This is a genomic window from Mucilaginibacter flavus (genome assembly GCF_030409315.1).
Taxonomy (GTDB): Bacteria; Bacteroidota; Bacteroidia; order Sphingobacteriales; family Sphingobacteriaceae; genus Mucilaginibacter; species Mucilaginibacter flavus.
In genome coordinates this window covers 1-15,779 of sequence record NZ_JAUFPS010000032.1, presented here as the reverse complement: position 1 = coordinate 15,779, position 15,779 = coordinate 1, and the positions used below count along the sequence as shown (strand labels likewise).

Here is a 15,779-nt window from a genome sequence, read left to right as displayed (position 1 = left end):
CAACTATTTTTGGGACTGCAAAGGTACAAATAAGGTTTAAATTAAAATACTTACTAAAACTAATTATCTGTTATGATAAAAGCAAACAATCTGAAAATTGTTTTTCAGATTGTTTATAATCCCATAATTGTTAAGAAAGTTATTTAAACCTTAATGATGGTTTGCCTCAGCACCAAACGATTTTACCGTAGGTTAAAAAGAAATGGCTGCGACAGCCAACAGTCCTGTCGATTGATGGGCTTAACGAGATAGTTTTACCGACGATTTTATATTTCCAATAAGGATTATAATCATCCATTAGATTCATATAAAGTACCTTACTACAACCGCAAGGGCACAGCATTACAGTTTGCCAGTAGTAACCGGCATTGCCAACCAGGTAAACGGTACCCGACCTTAGCTGGTCGGGTACATCATCTACATACTGGTAGTTATAAAGCTCTTCTTTCCTGAAAAGCTTTATAATCCAATTAAGCAGCTGCCGAAACATCACTTAACTCTGGATTATTCAACAATGGTTCAATATCTCCCTTTCCTGTCAGTTTACTAAAGAAAGGACAGGGATCAGCAAACGCTTCGGGATATGAGGTGGCGTCCGTAAAAAACACTTTCACCATATCTACATCAGCATTCGATATGTTCCGATAAGGGTGTATCCTTGCCAGCAATTCATTGACCGCGATTGCAGCAACCTGCATATTTATGCTGATTACAGCCGGGTGTGATTCATTAACATTCGCAAGATATTGGTTACGCGCATATTCCTCTTCGTTAGTACGCTTGATTCCCTCAGCCGCAAGCTTATCAAGATTATACTGTCCCCGGCTAAGCAGGCTTGATCCTCCAGGCTGCACAAAATGTACCGTACCAAAGATATTATTAATGCCCCCATGCCCATCCGCATCTAATTTTACACCCATATCTATAAAAGGGAGTAAATAATAGGAGGATATTAGATTAAGAATATGCCGGCCCTCAGAGCCATCTACGCAACTAATCAAAAGATCACAATCAGCTAATTCTTTAACCACATCACGGTTAGAAATATGTTTCGCAAATGTGATCACTTTAGTACCCATGCCTACTTCCTCTACCCCCCTTTTCATAACCTCCACCTTAAAAATTTGCTGTTCAGCATCTTTCCGGGTAGAGCAAATGATACGGTTTATATTAACGGTATCCGTGAAATCCGGATCGACAAATACAAGCGTGCCTGCCCCAAGCCTTTTTAACTGCTCTATGACCGGGCTTCCGGTGCCCGAGCAACCGACAACTCCGATCTTTAACTGGTTCATAAGCTTAACTGTCTTTTTGCCAAAGGCCTGCATATTTCGCACTTGAAGATCTTCCAGCATCAAATGGTTTTCCAGGCCATAATTCCAAACCTGGATATCACTACCTGCCACCAAGACCTGGTGTACAGGCTCAATGGACAGATCATGTGAAAATATCCTACCGAAAAGCCGGCCGTCAGGCAACATGATACAGCTGGCATGCGGTAGGTCATCATTTACCCAAGCGTGTATACTTTTGAAAAGTTTATGATCGGAATCATTATCCAAATCAGAAAATTGCTCATACACACCCGGCCCGGGATGACAATGAAACTTAATAATAGCTAAATTCTTCTTTGCCGCCTTTTCTAAAAAAGGATTAATTACGTCTGTTGGCCAGTGTACATAATCACCTTTCCGCTCATAACATACATTATATGGAACCAATAATAATTCCTGTACCAATAATGTATGGTTGTTTTCGTGGGTACTTCGTCCGCAAAGTGCAATTGCTACAGCTTCTAAGCCATCACCTGGTAAAAGGTGATGCTTAAGCTGGTGATAATGATGTCCTGCAATTCTTACCTTGTTCATCTGCTTACCTCCCCAAATCTTTAAGTAACCAATTATCTACTAAGCACAAGTGAGTAGAGATATTATCAACTCCCGGTTTCCATTCTCCGCCTTTGCGGTGCCTTGACCAGCACTGGTAGGTTTTATTATCAACTGGCTGCTGTAAAATGTTTGGTATACCGGTGCCAGACAACTTCGAAAGATGAGGATAGAAACAGGCCATATCAATTTGTACAGCAGGATAACTTGGTGCTATCATCATAGCTACCTCAGCCGTTTGTACGTTGTAACCTGCTGGGATAGGATAATCGTAAATGATTACCCACATGCCCTGAGGACCGGCAATGGCCTCCCAAGGGAGGCCAAGCTGATCTAAAAATTCGGTATCTTCTTCAGGCAGTATAAAAGCACGGCGGTTTGTTCGGCCATCCTGCTGATCTTTCGGTTGAATGACGAACCTAACCAGGCACTTTTCGGTCAGGTCAACAATCCCATTTTCCACTTTTACCGGCTTTGGGCTGGTGTTTAGAAATTTGTAAACTTCTACAGTTGCCGGATCAACTGCTGATTCCAGTTTAATCAGTTCATTCCTGGTAATTGTTGGATGATGCCAAGGATGATTGTTTTTATCAATTTTGATAATATATGTCCTGGCAGGCGGTACCGGAGTACATTTTTTGCCGTAATCCTCGATCACCACCGTATCCAGCCATTTTTCGGTAATGAATTTCATTCCGGTACAAACCATTTGAATCGGTTCATCAGGGCAATAAGCATAGTTGATGTGCTTGCCGTCTTTCATTACCTGAATTAAGTAATGATTAGATGGATGCACACCTTTTAGCTCCATAATCTGAATAGGTGTCAGCGCTTTTTTATCGGTAGTTTCCGGCTCCCCGTTAACTTCATAGTTAAAAACATCTGGTCCCTTGGTGATAAAATGTTCGATGCCTTCATTAGCGAGATCGATCACATCTTCCATGCCCACCTTTTCAAAATCACAACCTTTTAGTTTTTGATATAAAGTATGACATTGGATGTGTTCGAAACCGGCTTCTCTCAGTAATTGAGCGCCTGTAATTAAAGGATTGTGTACAGCGATTTCTATATTATCTACTGTAGCTATAAATACGCGGGGCTTTTCGTGCCCTTCTTTTTGTAATGACATGTTATTGATATTAAATTTTAAAAACAATTGTAAAACCATGCCCAAAATTTGGGCGTACCAGTTTACTGGCATTTTCGGAGGCTGAAATATGGTATTTGTCTGCTTTTAGATTTAATGATCAATAATTTACCAAAAAGAAGGCTCCCTATATAGAGATAATTGCCTATTTGCTTGATAATCTGAAAAGAAATCCCTACTTTTGAATCACGACAAACATTAGTAAGTTTTTAGCAAGGATGACAAATCCTGTTGATTACTCTAAAAATTATAAAGCTGGGAGCCTTGCTCTTGGCTTTTTTTATGCGCTGTACTTTTACAACACGGTGTAAAGGTAATCAAAAAATGTTAAATGCAAAATTTAACAAAACTTTTCTTGTGTATATTTTTACAAAATCATTTGGATTATTTCTAAATTATACTCATCTTTGCATAGCGATTTACAAATCAATCACTTATGATTAATCAAACAGAGGATCAGTTCTATGAAGAGATAGGTACTCGGATAAGAAATTATCGGTTGAGTGCTAATATTGGTCAAGAAATGTTTGCGGAATTACTAAACTTAACTCGTGCATCTGTTGTTAATATGGAAAAAGGCAGACAGCGGCCGTCTATTTTTCAGCTTATCAGGATCGCTAATATTTTAAAGGTTGATTATATAGATCTCGTTCCTTTCGATCTTAATATTGAAAGGCTGCCGGCGCAGGAAAGCCAGGTTATCGATTTGGATTACAGTTCAGTAATTGCAAGCTCGAACGTAGATCTAAATGACCGGGTAAAAAACTCGATGAATCAATTTTTAACAGATATTTCAAAAGGCAAATGAGTTTTCGAAATCGTGCTCGTATAATTGAGATTAAAAAGGAAACTGAAGCGATTATCAGTCGCTATAACATAGCCAGTCTGCCTGTTAAAATTGAGGATATAGCCAAAAAAACAGGTGTTAGAGTAACACCATATGCATTCGATGATGACATATCTGGAGTTCTTGTTATAGAAAAAGGTGAAGGAACTATCGGATATAATCAAAGTGAATCAAGAGTAAGACGCCGGTTTACTATTGCCCATGAATATGGGCATTACTGCCTCCACCGGGAAAAGTCTGCAGTATTTATGGACAAAGGATTTCATGCGATGTTCCGGAGTAAACAATCGGGAATTACTGAAGATACCCAACTTTTAGAAAAGGAAGCCAATACATTTGCTGCTTTTATATTAATGCCGGATATTTTACTAAAAAGAGAGATCGATAAGATTGATTTTGATTTAGGTAGTGAAGATGATATAAAGAACCTGGCAAAAATCTTTGATGTTTCCTCTCAGGCGATGTATTACAGGATACTTAACTCTGGATTATTTCAATTTTGATTCCCTATCGATGTTGGTAATATGAGATGTTACTGCCCCAAATAGTCACCGGTTGATATGTTAATTACTTCGTGTTCACCAATCACATAATTGTGTTCGTTCTCTAAAACCTCTCGGTAAATCCATAATATGGGCTTAACTGGTACGTCCATAGCGATAAAAAATAAATAAAACGGCTTGTAAATCGACATATAAGAGGTCTATCTATTATGGTTCGATTCCCTCGGTCACGAGGGATTTATACAATTCCTGCAGAAGGATCAGGATGCCGGGGCGTTTCATTCCCTTTTGTTCCTTATCCAGCATAGTCCCAATTTCAGCCACGGTGTAACGATGCCCGTTTCTGATGAGTTCCTGCATTAATCGGGTATCCTCATTCTCGGTTTCCGGTCTTGGCTCTGAAGCAGCTTTGGCTGCACCAACCGAGTACTTTTGCCGGAAACTTTTCAGCTTTTGCCAGCATAAATGTAAATAACGAAAAAGGGGTTGTCCGGCGGACAACCCCTTTTTTAATGCAATGGATTAGCGGGTGGAAAGCATCAGGGATAGGAGCGGCATCCTGCGTAGCAGATACAGCGTATAGCCCGCCCGGATGCCAAAATAATATTGCGTATAGCTTTTTTGTAGAATTACCGCCTTTACTTGGCTTTTGGTGGTTCAGGTTTATAAACCCTGGAGTAAACGACTATAAACAGGTATTCTCTTTTCTTGGTTTTATCATTGGTTGAAGCCTTAGAGGAAAAAAGATATTCCTGTTTTTCTTTGGCGCCGGGAATACTTTTAAAATCGCGGTTAGATCTTTGATCCTTTACAGAGGCGTCCGATTGATCCAGGAAATAGGGATCATGCCGGACGATATTCAGCCAGGCATTATATTCCGCAATGTCGTGCGTGCTTGCGGTAATGGTATATTTAAAGGAACCGTTCCCCTGATCATCAGATTTTATGCTGACAACCTGTTTTCTTACCGTATCTACAGCATTTTCATAAATAACCTCATTATCGTCAGTTTTTACATCCGATGAGTTGGCATAGCCGCGGGCCGTTAGCGTATCGAGAACTGTTTCCAGCGCAGTGCTTTTTGTACTGCAACTAACGGTAAGCTTAGACACAAAGCCGCTGACATCCGGCAAAGGCAATTGCTGCGCACCGGCTCTGCCAGCTTGTAATAACCCCAAAAAAACAGGTAGGATAAATAATAGCTTTTTCATTTTACTGATCGTTGTTTTCATCGCCGGGACAGGTACATACCCGTTTTAAAATCGGGTTTCCGTCCTCATCTTCGTCTTGTATGATCTCCCAAAAACAGGGTGCGTCACATCCTCCTCCATCTGATGCCAGGGTTACACCCTCTGCTTTTACCGACCATGGTTTGCCTTCCTTAGCAAGTCCGTGTTTGAGTAATACGGGAGCTATATCATCAAATAGCCGCACTGAATGTTCTTTTGAAAAATGTAATTTGCTCATATCAATTTCCTTTTACAATGTTTACTAAAATGCTGTCTGCAAGTTTGGTATTAGCGGCGAGTGCCGCTTTGATCTTTACCACGCCAAGATAAGTGGACTGATTTGCTGAAAAATAGAAAGTAGCATTGCCGTTCTTATCGCTGGGGCTTAAAGCGCCGTTCCGAAAGTTCCCTATCGGGTTACCGTTTTGATCAGTCGCGGTAACCTGTACATTTTGTCCGGCGGTAGGTATTCCAGGAACCCGCTGCAATGCGAGGGTAATAGTCGCCTCCGAATTAACGGCATTCGTAACAAACTGGCTGCTCGTACTGATCTTTACGGTCTGGGGTAAGGCCTGTACAAAATGGATCTTGATGGATCTGCCGATATCCTGGGCATTTACCGTAACTAAAGCCTGGCCAGTATCGGCCGGCGCCACCAGCAAGGCGGTGGCGGCACGGTACGCAGAATCAGGAACGGGCCGCTGGCTGGTGATCGTCGTCGTACTTTTTTGACTATCATAAAACAACCCCTTGGTTGTGGTAAAAATCAAATTATAATTACCGGCCGTTGTCTTACCCGGAAGATCTGCGGTAATCGGAACCTGTGTAGCGCCGTCGGCGGGCCAGGTTAGCGTACTGCTGTACAGATTTACGATGATATCCGTAGCCGCTGGCTGCGATTCCTTATAACAACCCCATAGTAAAAGGGAAAGAGCGGCAAAATAGGCGATCCTGTGTTTCATAATGAAAATAATTTAGCGAAGCTGCTGAATATGGTTCCAAGCCGGATATCCACGGACATCCCTACATAAGGCGTCACTGCAAGGTGTTTCTGACCAGTTAGAAAATTGGGATCTAACTTATAATATACTAGCCCACCGGCATTTACTTTAAATAAGTTATTCAAACGGAAACCGATGCCGCCCATCAGGTTGTTCTTGGTTCCGAAAAGATCAGCACGGTAATTGGTTTTTGCAACCGAATTGAGCGTGATCCCAAGCGTTAACGAAGTACGATCCAATATGCTTAGTCCATTATAGTGCCGGACGAAACGAAAGGGAATATTCGGGTCGAATGGCCGCAGGTAAAAATCAAGGCCGATATAGGTTGTACTGCCGACGAAATTATTTTGTAAGCCATAACCAACATATCCCGCATCTACCGTAATTACGGATGAAGCGCGCGCGTCCGCACTGAATTGCTTAAATCCTGAATTAAAGTATTCGTGTGAGGCCAGGAACAACGGGTATTTTGTACTTGCAACGGTATCATCCTTCATAGAAGGAGGATTAGATTTACGTTCGCTTTTCTTTTTTAACCGCGCATTTACGTAAATATCTTTCTGCAAGACGTTGACCATAATTTGATTGATCTGACCTGCATCACTTACCCCATCCAATAATGGTTTTACCTTTTCTTCATAATATATCCTGACTGCATCCGCATTAAGGCTATAGGGGTCACCAGCAATTCGGGCTGCATTAAGCGCCAGCATTTTACTATAGTAATTAGGCAACTTGGCTTTTGTGTCCGGATCACCATTTGCCATATCACTCCTAAGTGTATTTAAAGCATCTACCACCTTCGTAATTTCATCGCTTCCGATTGCAGTAAACGTAAAAAAATCATACTCCCGTTTCGGGTCTAACGGTGTTACAGTAATTTGGTATAATGTATAACCCGCCTTGTAATCCGGAGAAGTATTTGGCGTCGGGATTTTTTGGGCGTATAGTTTCACCAGGATATTATCGTCATCAAAGAAGCCAGCACCCAACAGTGGTGGTTCGGAAGCCTTAACGTAAACCCTGAGATAAAAAAAGCGGTCGAAAGGCAGCGGGGCCAATGCCGAATTTAGTTGAGGATCAACCACAATGGTCTGTACGGTTGGCCCGAAGTAAACCAGGTCATAAGGACCGGCATCAAATTCGTCTTTCTGGACAGACTGACCAAGTGCAAGGGAGCACTGGAATATAAAAAGCGCAATTAACAGCTTTCTCATTTCGTGATAAGTTAAGGTGATGGCGGCGGTGCCTTTCATCACTATAAAAATAATCATAAACTACTGATTGTCAACAATTTTTGATATTATTTTTCTTAATTATAGGTTATAATATATGCGTATTAGTCACATTTTTTAAATGCCTGTTAGTATGCAGCTTTATGGGTGCCTGACATTTACCATGCGGACGAAATTGCGACTTGCGTTCACCTGATTTATATATGAAATAGCCACATGGAAAATACATTTTGCCTCATAAATAATAGGGCATTTCATTAAATTTATATTTAAAATTAAACAGTTATGAAAGGCAAGATCCGGGAAACTTTTATTACCAATACCCTTGGCAGCATGCTCGGCTATACCATCGGTAAATATTTCTTTCCTGATAATGGATACGCCATATCTGTTGGTTGCGGTTCAGGCTGTGTTTTGGGGTTGTTTATCCTGGCCTTTTTTACAAAAGAGGCACATAATCGTTTCTTTCTGACTAAATCCCTATTTTATTTTCAGATTGGCATCAATTTGGGCATGCTGATCCTATTCTGTGCTGTTGGCATTGATGCCTCCTGGATTGTAAAGATTTTTGTATTCTTACTACTTGGCTTGATTGAAATGGCCACCATGTTATTAAATATCGGGGTGATTTATGGCGCGGGGAAGGAAATGAAGGAAAGCAACGATAAAAATGGGCTGTTTTTTATCAACTTACTTGGGGAAGGTGCTATAGCCATATACTTAGGATTAGGCGGTTTCCTCTGGTTCCGCTTTCATTCGATTGACGCTGTTAAATACCTTTTTGCTTTGTCCATAGGTATTCACATGGTCACCTTCCTGGTTACTTTATTAACCCTGATGAATTATAAATTTAAGGAGCCGGTTACGGTGGCTGAATTGCCACTACATGAAAGCTTTGAGGAAAATCTACCAGGCGATCAGCTGAAGTTGCTGTAGTTGGGTATAATTAAGTTCGATAAGAATCGGCTTTTGCGGGTATAATCGTTTGGTGTTATTTACCCACATTCCAAAAAATTCATCAATTGCATGGCGAGTAAACGTGTATGAGTATTAAATAGCAGGTGCTGCATTTTGATGGATCGTTCAATACCTAGTTTGAAAATACTTTCCAATTCAACCTAAAGGCGGTCATTACCTTTCCTTTGTGAATTTATTATTGGTTATACATGAATATTAAAATAGGCTAATTTATATCAAACCTGTTTTATAACTTTATTGCACCTACAACACCTTATATGCAGAACCTCGTAGATAAAGATTTCATCGTAAATGTTGGCCCGCAGGGCACATTCCGTCCATCTGGAAATTACCAAACCATTCCGGAAGATATTGATCAAATGTTTGAACGATTTGAACGGGAGAACATTCGTAAAATCGCGCTATACTTTCATGGTGGCTTGGTAAATGAAACATCCGGATTGGCGTCGGCACGCAATATCAGCGTACCTATTTTAAGCGCAGATTGCCAGCCTGTATGTTTCGTATGGGAAACCGGATTATTTGAAACCATAGGTACAAATCTTTCCAAAATCTCGGAAACAAAGCTGTTCCATAAGCTATTGAAACTTTTGCTTAGAAAGGTTACAGAAAAGCTGGGGTTTGATACGGTTCTCGGACGTGGGGCGGCCGGACCAGGACTCACTGATGGGGAGATTGAATCAGAACTTGCCAAGCCCGTTCCATTTGCTGAATATAACCAAATCGGAGATCATCCAGGAGCGCGTACTGCTGTCAATATCGAGTATTTAGCACAGGTATATGATTTAGAAAATCAATTAAATGAAGAGTTGGCCTCCGAGCTTATCAAAGATCCGGAATTAGAATTGCTTGCAGAAACAAGTGGTTTAAGTGTTTCAAATAACGATAGTGCACAAAGTCGCGGCATTTTAACATCCTATAATCTCCTCAGCCATATTGTCAAAATCGCCTATCGTATAATAACCCGATTTATTAATAAGCGTGACCATAATCTATATCCAACGGTCATGGAAGAAATATTAAGGGAGTTGTACATTTCTGAATTAGGTGCCTGGGTTTGGAAAATGATGAAAGATAAGGCTAACGATATGTGGTCAGATAATACCGGCAGGCAGGGCTTGGACCAATACGCAGCCCGTTATTTTCTGGATAAACTGGCAGCATATAAAGAAAAGTTTCAGGACACTGAGATTAATCTGATCGGACATAGTGCAGGCTCCATCGTTATATGTCATTTATTAAAACATACCTCAGGATTACGCCAAGCTTTTAAGTACAATCATATCATTTTAATGGCCCCTGCCTGTCGTATTGATTTATTCGCGGCAGAAGTTCTCAGCCGCTCAGATGACTTTAAAGATATTCGAATATTTACTATGAGTGATGAATACGAATGCCGTGATATCATGCTTCCTTTCATATACACACATTCGTTACTTTATCTTATTTCTGGCGCATTGGAGGACGAGGGTGAATCTTCAGATGCATATATCTTGGGACTTGAACGCCATATACGATACCAACTTCCTTATAATATTAATCAATTACAACCCTGCCATGATTACCTGTATTTAAATGGTTTAAACAGGGTTTCCTATTCGATTTATAACGGTACTACCGTAGGGTTGGAAACTGCGGCACAAAAACATGGTGATTTTGATGATGATGTAGCAACACTAAAAAGTATCACGCATATATTGGCATCGTAAATATGAAGAATTATGCAATTGTCGTCGGTATAAATGACTACATCCCACCCGCAAAGCGCGGATTAAGAACACTTAAGGGCGCCATTAAGGATGCGGAGCTTATTTATGAATGGTTAACTACCAAGGGAGAGGTTGAAAAGGACGATTGTAAATTTATTGTCTCCTCTGCTGTCCCGGATAAGCCATTAAAGGATTATACGCCTATCAAGGATACTATAGATAAAGCAATCTTAGAGATTATCACAGAAATGGTGGACAATAAAATAGAGGGTGGCAAATTTTACTTCTATTTTGCAGGGCACGGAATTGGGCTTGGAACCAAAGTTTCAGAAAATGGTATGTGCATGGCAGATTGGTCACAGCTCTTTAAAAGTAATGCTACAATCTCGTCAATCGATTACCGGGAAAAATTTATCAGCGAAGGTTTATTCAAACAGATTATTATATGGCTGGATTGTTGTAGAAATCCTATTGCGCTGACTACTCCCCAAGGTGCTGGCCAGGTTAACGGGCAGCTCGGGCCAAATACAGATGTCGTTTATTTTATTGGCCATGCCACTCAATTTAATAATCAGGCTTATGAAACCGATGATATTGAACCTCGTGGAATTTTTACTGAAGTACTTCTCGAAGGATTGAACGGGGCAGCGAATGATCACGCCGGACCGGTATCGGGAGATGACCTACGTGATTACATTATATACAGGGTACCCATTAGAGCTAAAGAGCTTAAATTGACACAAACCCCGGATGCCCATCACACCGGTAATAAGTATAACCCAATCATATTTTAATTATGGTGCTTTTAATTACCCCAGACCAGGAATCAGCCCAAAAGAATCATAATTTAAGGTTGATATTGGATGACACTTATGCTTTCGCACTGGAGATCCAGATCTTCACGAAGCGAAAGAAGCTTGTTGAAGGGCTTGAAATGCAATCCGGAGAACTGAGAAGTTATTCTTTGCCCGAAGGTGAATACATTGTACGCTTGATCCTGAATGGCATGATAGCGGATAACCAGGTGGCATTGTACGAGGATAAATCATTTGGTGTAGGTAAGTTTGAAATCGGGGAAAAGCTCAATGCTCCCGAATTATATTCATCTGCGCCGATTGGTGGGAATTTATCATATGGTACCAGCTTCGACTACTATACACAACCAGCAGTTGCGATCAGTAAATTAGAAACTTACAAAAATAACCGGTTGAAGCACAAGACATCGGGGCTATTTATATTCCTCAGATTCCCAAATGCAGATTATTTTACCGAAACGTCAAAGGAAAAACCAAACTGGAATAATTTCAGCCTGACCAATGAAGCCGGGAAAATACTCGCTCAATTTCCGGAGGGGTGGAAAGGAGATGGCGATCCTACAGGTTATAATATTCGTCCATATTCGGGTTACATTGCTTTTAGTGGCTATTTAGCTCCCGGACTTTATTTTTTAAATTACGGAGGTTCAGATGCTCGTGTAATTCCTGTTTCGGTTTATAATGATTGGTATACCCAGGTATTTTTAACCATGGCAGAACAGCCATTATTTGGAACATTAAGAATATTTTTATCAAAGAGACGGGCCTTTGACCCCAATGACAAAAATCATTTATATATCGATTATTGCTTAAATAAAATTCAGAACGGCGATTTTACACTCGATGAGCAATTGATTCAAAGGATCGCGTATAACAAGTTTGATTCACCCATGCTTGGTTTACTTGGCGCTTACATCTATTTGTTTAGCAAGGAAACCGAAGATGATGGATTGTTTGATATTATTGTCAGAAACCTGCAAACCAAGATCATCAAAAACAGCAAAACTTCTCCGGACATCTGGGCTTTAAATTTGTTGAGTTACCAGCATTTTAAAAAAACGGTAGCATTGGATCGGCAAACTACCATAAAAGGTACGCCTATGTTACGAATTGCCTATGATTCGATCAAAGAAGCTGCGGTAATTTACCCATGGTTGGTTCCTGAAAATAGCCTTAACGATCATATTGCTGAATATCAGTGCTTCGATTCACCCTTTAATACTTATAAGCCTTTCCAGACATTTTGGGTTTCAGAATTACTCGATCCTTCATCAATTCAAATTCCCAATTTTGGTAAAAAACCAGCGGCCTCTAAAAAAAGGACCTTGCTTGAATCATCAAACTCCATTAAAATGTCCATAAACGGCTTGGATGTCGAGGTTCATTTTAATGATTCGGAGAGCAACAAATTATTTAATACCAGCTTTGAACCAACTAACCCGAGAGCTTTAAAGAGCTCTTTAGACCGTCAGCGGAATAGGCACTTTATATCTTCGATGGATTATGAGCCCATTAAGTTCTTTGGAGGAAACGAAGGCCGATATCAACTATTCAATGCTGCACTTAACGATGATACCGGTAGCCCATTATCCAGTTATATTGCCTCTGCATTGCTGGAAAATTCAGACCTGAAGCCGAAAGACATTGCAGAAAGTTTGAATCTTCCGCTAAACACTGTTTTAAGGATATTCAAAGAACTACATATTGATACTTCGAAAGTCGACGCTCAGGAAGAATTAAAATCGATCAACCCCGAAGCGAAGTATGAAGTTGATTATTGGGCAGACCGGTTAAATGTCAGTGCTGATGAAATCGTAAATGCTATAAAAGTAGTTGGTCAATCATCCTTGAATGTAGAAGGATATTTAAAAGATCAAACATCATAGATCATTTAGAATTGATATAAGTGCTTATCTGTAGGTCTGGCACTTCTATTTATGATCAGTGCTCTGAACTATTTTGTCGTAAAAATCTGCACCTAACTTTAGATCAATCCTTATTATCCTGATCGCTGTACAAGTCCTTTTTGCCTTTCTTTCCTGGCCTATACCCGAGAAATATGCAATTTCTGATTTACATATTCAAACGCATTTAAAGCCTTGTCCAAATGTTCTTTGGTATGTGTCGCCATAAGGCTCGTCCTAATCCTTCCATTTTTTTGCGCAACACAAGGATATACAATTGTGTTAGCATAAATACCAGCTTCATACAATAATCTGCCGGCAGCTCTGGTCAGTAGCGAGTCGCCTATTTTTACAGAGATAATTGGCGATTCCGTGTTACAAATATCAAGTTTCAGGTCACTTAATCCTTTTTTAAAATAGTCTACGTTCTCAGCCAACTGGTATCTCCAGCGCGGCTCTTCGTCAAATAAGATCCAAAGCTTTAACTAAGCCGGCAGTTGCGGCTTTAGACATGGAAGAAAACACTTGCTGCCCTGAGTGAAATTTTAGAAAATTGATTAACGAAAGGGACGAAACAATAAAGGTGCCTGCATTATGTGGATGTGGCCTAACTTCAAATTTAAAGTGCCGAAAAATATACTGTAAAAACGCCGCGAACGACATTCCTCTATAGAAAATAAGGTAGTATTTAAATTAGTAAATGTTTTTTTACTGTGGTCCGGAAATCTTTATATGCGGCAACAATTTTTCGGTCGTAATCGCCAAATTTAATTATTACTTCATGCCGCCTCTTATCAAATGCCGGCCAATCACCGTCTCGGGGTTCCTGCGAATACGCAAATGCCTGAGAATAGTCGATATCAAACTGAATTTCCGGCGTTATTTCCTCACCGGCATCTTTATAATCGGACTCGTATTTTTGTCCTGGTGTGGCGATTGAATGGAGTTTCCCGGCAACATATAAACTGGTTTCCTGTACCAGCGCCGCCAACACATCCATTGAAGACTGAATTTCCTGATTCAGGAAACGATTCCCATGTAAAGAGGCAAACTGTTTTACCGTATCCCACAGCTTATAATAATAACGATTGGTGCGAACATTATTAACCAGGAACTCAAGACTTTCTTCCAATGACTGTTGTGACACAATTGCATTGAATTTTTCGAACAGCACCCGATCGTGGAGCAATACGTCATTCTTTTCAGCTTCTTGCAATATAGCTTCATAGTTATCTATAATTTGCCGGAATGCCTGTTTTAGGGTATTGGTAAGCAGTTCTGTCGCCTTTGCCAAGTCTGCTTTTCCTTTACAATTATATGTTAAAATCCTGTTTTTCCTAATGTCAAATGGCAAATCATCCACATAACAATAATTAGTGTTCGCGACACAGATAATTCGTTCCCATGCCAAAGTTTTAATGGCGTATCCCAATTCAACAAGTACGTTTGGGTTAGGTGTTTTTCTGGCCTTCGTAAGTTTATTTACCAGCGTATTATTAATTATTGTCACGTCACAGATGAAAATATCGGCCATTTGTATTTTCTTCAGGATAGTCTCAACGATGTCTGGTGAACCGGGGGTTTTCTGTGTGTCCTTATCGAGGCTGAGTTCGATCTTCAATTCTTTTTTAAGGGCTTTTAGCGCTGCTTTGGCACAGTCGCGAATGAAGTAATTATTATAATCCGGATTGAGATCAGACTGCCAGCTGTAAAATATCACTTCAGGTTTCATAACAGCTCTATTTGTTTTTGTGAAAGCAGGATAAGTATATCATCTTTTAGCTGATAAACCCGGTCATTTGCTTTGCGGTATTCTGGTGCAAGAATGCTAATACCATCCAGTATTCTGTTATTTTTAGTTTGTACAGACAATGCACGTGTAAATTGCTCCATGCCGTTTACAATATTTGTGCAGTTTACCCTGTAGCCCAAATCATTAAAATGCTTAACTACCGTAAATGAAGGATGTTCATAACTTTTGTGCTGGCCGGCTGAAATCGCGGCATGAGATACTTTTTTTGTGTACCTGACATTTGCCCAGAAGTCCGGAAAATGATTATTTTCTGAACCATGATGCGGTAACTGGCATAATAAATAATCACCCTCACTGAAATTATACTCGCCACGGCTCATTAAAGTTTTGAACGCAAAAACCTCCGCATCTGACGTGAAAAGGAAGTTTGAGGTTCCAATAGTAAGACGGAAAATGGTAGAAAGATAATTAGCTGCTTTGCTTGCTTCTTTTACATTTTCATCAGGCTCCAGTTTCACAAGGCGCTGGTACTCTCCGATCTCATCATGAGTTGGCGCTAAACAACTGAGCGAAGCTGTGTTCCCCATCCTGACACTGGTCCCTTTCACAAGAATATCTATAAATCCTATATGCCCCGAAATACGCAATCTTTTGAAATTACGTATAAGCTTGTTTAAAACCTTTGTATCATTGTATATTATGGAGATGTTGACCACCCTGTTCCGGGCCAAATTGACCACTGGGTTAGCTGACTTTTGAGTTGCAGCAAATG

At 40.3% G+C, this 15,779-nt stretch carries 18 protein-coding genes; 6 read left to right on the top strand and 12 right to left on the bottom strand.

Features of this window, described 5'->3' with window-relative positions; translation table 11 throughout:
- Window positions 1-166: 166 nt before the first annotated feature.
- The 3 genes from QWZ17_RS14625 to QWZ17_RS14615 are packed head-to-tail and all read right to left on the bottom strand — an operon-like array spanning window position 167 to window position 3,015.
- Window positions 167-490, bottom strand: a complete 324-nt coding sequence (locus QWZ17_RS14625; RefSeq protein ID WP_290305992.1) for a ubiquitination-like system serine protease family protein — start codon at window positions 488-490, stop codon at window positions 167-169.
- A complete protein-coding gene (locus tag QWZ17_RS14620) occupies window positions 471-1,868 on the bottom strand; it encodes a HesA/MoeB/ThiF family protein (RefSeq protein WP_290305991.1) in 1,398 nt (465 codons plus the stop codon). Before QWZ17_RS14620 ends, QWZ17_RS14625 begins: the two co-directional genes overlap by 20 nt.
- A gap of 4 nt (window positions 1,869-1,872) precedes the next feature.
- On the bottom strand, window positions 1,873-3,015 hold the full coding sequence (locus QWZ17_RS14615) for a multiubiquitin domain-containing protein (RefSeq protein ID WP_290305990.1): 1,143 nt from the start codon (window positions 3,013-3,015) through the stop codon (window positions 1,873-1,875).
- 454 nt (window positions 3,016-3,469) lie between these two features.
- Here QWZ17_RS14615 and QWZ17_RS14610 point away from each other — a divergent pair, with 454 nt between their 5' ends.
- Entirely contained in the window at window positions 3,470-3,841 is a 372-nt protein-coding gene (locus QWZ17_RS14610; protein ID WP_290305989.1) for a helix-turn-helix domain-containing protein, read from the top strand.
- Window positions 3,838-4,383 (top strand): ImmA/IrrE family metallo-endopeptidase, encoded by a 546-nt coding sequence (locus QWZ17_RS14605; protein ID WP_290305988.1) that lies wholly within the window; start codon window positions 3,838-3,840, stop codon window positions 4,381-4,383. Before QWZ17_RS14610 ends, QWZ17_RS14605 begins: the two co-directional genes overlap by 4 nt.
- Window positions 4,384-4,412: 29 nt before the next feature.
- Here QWZ17_RS14605 and QWZ17_RS14600 read toward each other — a convergent pair whose 3' ends face one another.
- From QWZ17_RS14600 to QWZ17_RS14575, 6 genes are all read right to left on the bottom strand, one after another.
- Entirely contained in the window at window positions 4,413-4,535 is a 123-nt protein-coding gene (locus QWZ17_RS14600) for a hypothetical protein (RefSeq protein ID WP_290305987.1), read from the bottom strand.
- A gap of 55 nt (window positions 4,536-4,590) precedes the next feature.
- Window positions 4,591-4,884, bottom strand: a complete 294-nt coding sequence (locus QWZ17_RS14595) for a hypothetical protein (protein ID WP_290305986.1) — start codon at window positions 4,882-4,884, stop codon at window positions 4,591-4,593.
- 137 nt (window positions 4,885-5,021) lie between these two features.
- A complete protein-coding gene (locus QWZ17_RS14590; RefSeq protein WP_290305985.1) occupies window positions 5,022-5,594 on the bottom strand; it encodes a hypothetical protein in 573 nt (190 codons plus the stop codon).
- Between the two features lies 1 nt (window position 5,595).
- Window positions 5,596-5,850: a hypothetical protein gene (locus QWZ17_RS14585; RefSeq protein ID WP_290305984.1), complete on the bottom strand. Its 255-nt coding sequence runs from the start codon at window positions 5,848-5,850 to the stop codon at window positions 5,596-5,598.
- A 1-nt stretch (window position 5,851) separates the two neighbouring features.
- Complete coding sequence (locus tag QWZ17_RS14580) at window positions 5,852-6,574, bottom strand: hypothetical protein (RefSeq protein WP_290305983.1); 723 nt, start codon at window positions 6,572-6,574, stop codon at window positions 5,852-5,854.
- A complete protein-coding gene (locus QWZ17_RS14575) occupies window positions 6,571-7,869 on the bottom strand; it encodes a hypothetical protein (protein ID WP_290305982.1) in 1,299 nt (432 codons plus the stop codon). Before QWZ17_RS14575 ends, QWZ17_RS14580 begins: the two co-directional genes overlap by 4 nt.
- Window positions 7,870-8,133: 264 nt before the next feature.
- Here QWZ17_RS14575 and QWZ17_RS14570 point away from each other — a divergent pair, with 264 nt between their 5' ends.
- The 4 genes from QWZ17_RS14570 (at window position 8,134) to QWZ17_RS14555 (ending at window position 13,236) form a co-directional block, all read left to right on the top strand.
- Window positions 8,134-8,784 (top strand): hypothetical protein, encoded by a 651-nt coding sequence (locus tag QWZ17_RS14570; RefSeq protein ID WP_290305981.1) that lies wholly within the window; start codon window positions 8,134-8,136, stop codon window positions 8,782-8,784.
- Window positions 8,785-9,083: 299 nt separating this feature from the next.
- A complete protein-coding gene (locus tag QWZ17_RS14565) occupies window positions 9,084-10,535 on the top strand; it encodes a lipase family protein (RefSeq protein WP_290305980.1) in 1,452 nt (483 codons plus the stop codon).
- Window positions 10,536-10,537: 2 nt separating this feature from the next.
- Entirely contained in the window at window positions 10,538-11,329 is a 792-nt protein-coding gene (locus QWZ17_RS14560) for a caspase family protein (protein ID WP_290305979.1), read from the top strand.
- A 2-nt stretch (window positions 11,330-11,331) separates the two neighbouring features.
- Window positions 11,332-13,236 carry a DUF3606 domain-containing protein gene (locus tag QWZ17_RS14555; protein WP_290305977.1) on the top strand — a complete coding sequence of 635 codons (1,905 nt, stop codon included), beginning with the start codon at window positions 11,332-11,334 and terminating at the stop codon, window positions 13,234-13,236.
- A 158-nt stretch (window positions 13,237-13,394) separates the two neighbouring features.
- Here QWZ17_RS14555 and QWZ17_RS29665 read toward each other — a convergent pair whose 3' ends face one another.
- From QWZ17_RS29665 to QWZ17_RS14545, 3 genes are all read right to left on the bottom strand, one after another.
- Window positions 13,395-13,691, bottom strand: a complete 297-nt coding sequence (locus QWZ17_RS29665) for an aminotransferase class I/II-fold pyridoxal phosphate-dependent enzyme (RefSeq protein WP_353959496.1) — start codon at window positions 13,689-13,691, stop codon at window positions 13,395-13,397.
- A 251-nt stretch (window positions 13,692-13,942) separates the two neighbouring features.
- On the bottom strand, window positions 13,943-14,986 hold the full coding sequence (locus QWZ17_RS14550; RefSeq protein ID WP_290305976.1) for a hypothetical protein: 1,044 nt from the start codon (window positions 14,984-14,986) through the stop codon (window positions 13,943-13,945).
- On the bottom strand, window positions 14,983-15,779 hold a 797-nt coding region (locus QWZ17_RS14545; protein WP_290305975.1), incomplete at its 5' end, for a ComEC/Rec2 family competence protein. The genes QWZ17_RS14550 and QWZ17_RS14545, both read right to left, overlap by 4 nt.

What these genes read in the sequence shown, in the direction of transcription:
- QWZ17_RS14625 (WP_290305992.1), bottom strand. Translation starts at nt 490, where the DNA reads ATGTTTCGGCAGCTGCTTAATTGGATTATAAAGCTTTTCAGGAAAGAA.
- QWZ17_RS14620 (WP_290305991.1), bottom strand. Translation starts at nt 1,868, where the DNA reads ATGAACAAGGTAAGAATTGCAGGACATCATTATCACCAGCTTAAGCAT.
- QWZ17_RS14615 (WP_290305990.1), bottom strand. Translation starts at nt 3,015, where the DNA reads ATGTCATTACAAAAAGAAGGGCACGAAAAGCCCCGCGTATTTATAGCT.
- QWZ17_RS14610 (WP_290305989.1), top strand. Translation starts at nt 3,470, where the DNA reads ATGATTAATCAAACAGAGGATCAGTTCTATGAAGAGATAGGTACTCGG.
- QWZ17_RS14605 (WP_290305988.1), top strand. Translation starts at nt 3,838, where the DNA reads ATGAGTTTTCGAAATCGTGCTCGTATAATTGAGATTAAAAAGGAAACT.
- QWZ17_RS14600 (WP_290305987.1), bottom strand. Translation starts at nt 4,535, where the DNA reads ATGGACGTACCAGTTAAGCCCATATTATGGATTTACCGAGAGGTTTTA.
- QWZ17_RS14590 (WP_290305985.1), bottom strand. Translation starts at nt 5,594, where the DNA reads ATGAAAAAGCTATTATTTATCCTACCTGTTTTTTTGGGGTTATTACAA.
- QWZ17_RS14585 (WP_290305984.1), bottom strand. Translation starts at nt 5,850, where the DNA reads ATGAGCAAATTACATTTTTCAAAAGAACATTCAGTGCGGCTATTTGAT.
- QWZ17_RS14580 (WP_290305983.1), bottom strand. Translation starts at nt 6,574, where the DNA reads ATGAAACACAGGATCGCCTATTTTGCCGCTCTTTCCCTTTTACTATGG.
- QWZ17_RS14575 (WP_290305982.1), bottom strand. Translation starts at nt 7,869, where the DNA reads ATGAAAGGCACCGCCGCCATCACCTTAACTTATCACGAAATGAGAAAG.
- QWZ17_RS14570 (WP_290305981.1), top strand. Translation starts at nt 8,134, where the DNA reads ATGAAAGGCAAGATCCGGGAAACTTTTATTACCAATACCCTTGGCAGC.
- QWZ17_RS14565 (WP_290305980.1), top strand. Translation starts at nt 9,084, where the DNA reads ATGCAGAACCTCGTAGATAAAGATTTCATCGTAAATGTTGGCCCGCAG.
- QWZ17_RS14560 (WP_290305979.1), top strand. Translation starts at nt 10,538, where the DNA reads ATGAAGAATTATGCAATTGTCGTCGGTATAAATGACTACATCCCACCC.
- QWZ17_RS14555 (WP_290305977.1), top strand. Translation starts at nt 11,332, where the DNA reads ATGGTGCTTTTAATTACCCCAGACCAGGAATCAGCCCAAAAGAATCAT.
- QWZ17_RS14550 (WP_290305976.1), bottom strand. Translation starts at nt 14,986, where the DNA reads ATGAAACCTGAAGTGATATTTTACAGCTGGCAGTCTGATCTCAATCCG.